Origin of the sequence: Kitasatospora sp. NPDC057692 (assembly GCF_042799475.1) — a bacterium.
In the GTDB taxonomy this organism is placed as follows: domain Bacteria; phylum Actinomycetota; class Actinomycetes; order Streptomycetales; family Streptomycetaceae; genus Kitasatospora.
Genome location: NZ_JBHVIV010000188.1, coordinates 1 through 2,980 on the forward strand (window position 1 = coordinate 1; position 2,980 = coordinate 2,980).

At 71.8% G+C, this 2,980-nt stretch carries 1 protein-coding gene; it reads right to left on the minus strand.

Translation table 11 applies throughout. The annotated features are described in order from the left end of the window. A partial coding sequence (locus ACFVFS_RS40700; protein WP_380630160.1) for a beta-ketoacyl synthase N-terminal-like domain-containing protein occupies positions 1-2,980 on the minus strand: 2,980 nt, incomplete at both ends.

Sequence of the window (2,980 nt, forward strand, 5' to 3'; positions counted from 1 at the left end):
GCCGGAGACGTCAACTGCTCGGTCGTGGCCAGGGTTCCGGTGACGTTGGACAGCACCGGGATCGTCGGCGCGTTGAACGTCAGCCCGGTGATCTCCCGGGTGAACTCCTCCAGGACGCCCTCCATGTGGGGCGAGTGGAAGGCGTGGGAGACGCTCAGGCGGCGGGTGCGCCGACCCAGGGTGGCGAAGTGTGCGGCGATCTCCTCGGCGCGCGCGGTGTCGCCGGAGATCACGATGGAGGTGGGGCCGTTGACGGCGGCGATCGACACCTCGCCGTCCAGGAGCGGCAGGACCTCCTCCTCGGTGGCCTCGACGGCGATCATCGCGCCGTCGCCACGGGCGGCCTGCATCAGCCGGCCGCGCGCGGTGACCAGGCGCGCCGCGTCCGCGAGGGAGAGGACGCCGGCGACGTGGGCGGCGGTGATCTCGCCGATGGAGTGCCCGCCGACCACGTGCGGCTCAACGCCGTGGGCCTTCGCGAGGTGGAAGAGGGCGGTCTCGACGGCGAACAGCGCCGCCTGCGTGTACAGGGTCTGGTCGAGGTCTGCGTCGGCCTCGGCGAACACCACGTCCTTCAACGCCCGCGGCAGGAAGACATCCAGCGCCGCGCTCACCTCGTCGAACGCCGCCCGGAACACCGGCTGCGTCTCGTACAGCTCCGCACCCATACGGGCACGCTGCGAACCCTGCCCGGTGAACAGCACCGCCAGACGGCCACCCGAGGCGGCGCGACCGCGCACCAGCCCAGGCGCCTCGGCACCCTCCGCCAGCGCGGCCAGCGCAGCCGACCCGCCCAGCACCACCGCACGGTCCTCGAACACCGCCCGCGACGACACCAGAGACACACCGATGTCGGCAGGAGACAGGCTGCTCGCAATCGCCAGCAGTCGCGCCGCCTGACCTTCGAGGGCCCGCGCACCACGCCCCGACAGCACCCACGGCACCACACCAGGAACCGCCGACACCGCCGCCGCCGGAGCCTCCTCAACAGCCGGCGCCTGCTCCAGGATCACGTGCGCGTTCGTCCCACTGATGCCGAACGACGAGACTGCTCCACGACGCGGGCGTCCGGTGTCCTCCCACGGACGGGCTTCGGTGAGCAGTTCGACGGCACCCGAGTCCCATTCCACGTACGGCGACGCATCGTTGGCGTGGAGGGTCTGCGGCAGCTTTTCGTGCCGCATGGCCATCACCATCTTGATGATGCCCGCGACGCCGGCGGCGGCCTGGGTGTGGCCGATGTTGGACTTGATCGAGCCGAGCCACAGCGGCTGGTCGGCGTCGCGGCCCTGGCCGTACGTGGCCAGCAGGGCCTGCGCCTCGATCGGGTCACCCAGCCGCGTACCCGTGCCGTGGGCCTCGACGACGTCCACGTCCGCCGTCGTGAGACCGGCGTTCGCCAGCGCCTGACGGATCACCCGCTCCTGCGACGGACCGTTCGGCGCGGTCAGACCGTTCGACGCGCCGTCCTGGTTCACCGCACTGCCGCGGACCACCGCGAGCACCGGGTGGCCGTTGCGGCGCGCGTCCGACAGCCGCTCGACGAGCAGCACGCCGACGCCTTCGCCCCAGCCGGTGCCGTCGGCGTCGGCCGCGAAGGCCTTGCAGCGGCCGTCCGCCGACAGGCCGCGCTGACGGCTGAACTCCACGAAGGTGGTCGGGGTCGACATCACCGTCACGCCGCCGACGACGGCGAGGGTGCACTCGCCCTGGCGCAGCGACTGCGCCGCCAGGTGCAGCGCGACCAGCGAGGACGAGCACGCCGTGTCCACCGTCACCGCCGGACCCTCCAACCCGAAGGTGTAGGCGAGTCGGCCGGAGATGACGCTGGAGGCGTTGCCCGTCAGCAGGAAGCCCTCGAAGTTCTCGGGGGCCTTCGGCAGGCGGGAGCTGTAGTCGTTGTACATGACGCCCGCGAAGACGCCGCCCCGCGAGCCGCGCACGGTGGCGGGGTCGATGCCGGCCCGCTCGAACGCCTCCCACGTGGTCTCCAGGAGGAGGCGCTGCTGGGGGTCGCTGGCGGTGGCTTCGCGGGGGCTGATGCCGAAGAACTCGGCGTCGAAGAGGTCGGCGTCGTGGAGGAATCCGCCGTGGCGGGTGTAGGAGGTGCCGATGCGGAGCGGGTCGGGGTCGTAGAGGGCGTCGGTGTCCCAGCCTCGGTTGGTCGGGAAGAGGGAGATGGCGTCCGAGCCTTCGGCCACCAGCTTCCACAGGTCTTCGGGGGAGGAGACGTCGCCGGGGTAGCGGCAGGCCATGCCGACGATGGCGAGCGGTTCGTCCGCTGCGGCCGGTCCGGTGGCCACCTCGACGGCGGTGGGCTGCTGGACGCCGGAGATCTCGGCCAGCAGGTACGCAGCCACCGCATCAGGCGTCGGGTAGTCGAACGCGATGGTTGTGGGCAGACGCAGGCCGGTGACCGCCTTGAGGCGGTTGCGGAACTCGACGCCCGTCAGGGAGTCGAAGCCGAGCTCCTTGAAGGCGCGGCTCGTGTCGATACCGGCGCTCTCCGCGTAACCGAGGACGACGGCCGCCGTTGAGCGGACCAACTCCGATGGCCGGAGCAGACGTTCGGCCTCGCCGAGGCCCGCCACCTCCAGTTCCCAGGACGAACCGGACCCGGCCGTGGAGCGCTGGGCACGGGCGACGGTCCGCTTGGGGCGGTTGCTGACAAGGCGGCTGTAGAGGTCAGGAAGCAGCCCGGCCGCCTGGAGGTCTTCGAGCGCGGGGAAGTTGACCCGGGCCGGTACCAGGACCGGACGGCCGCTGATGAGAGCGGAGTCGAACAGCTCCAGGCCCTGCCGCGTGGTCAGCGCCGGGAGGCCGTTGCGGTCCCAGCGCGCGAGGTCCGCCTCGGTGAGGCCGTTCGCCATACCGCCGGTCTCGGTGCCCCAGAGTCCCCAGGCGAGGGAGGTGGCGGGGAGGTTGTGGGTGTGGCGGTGGTGGGCGAGGGCGTCGAGGTAGGTGTTGGCGGCGGCGTAGT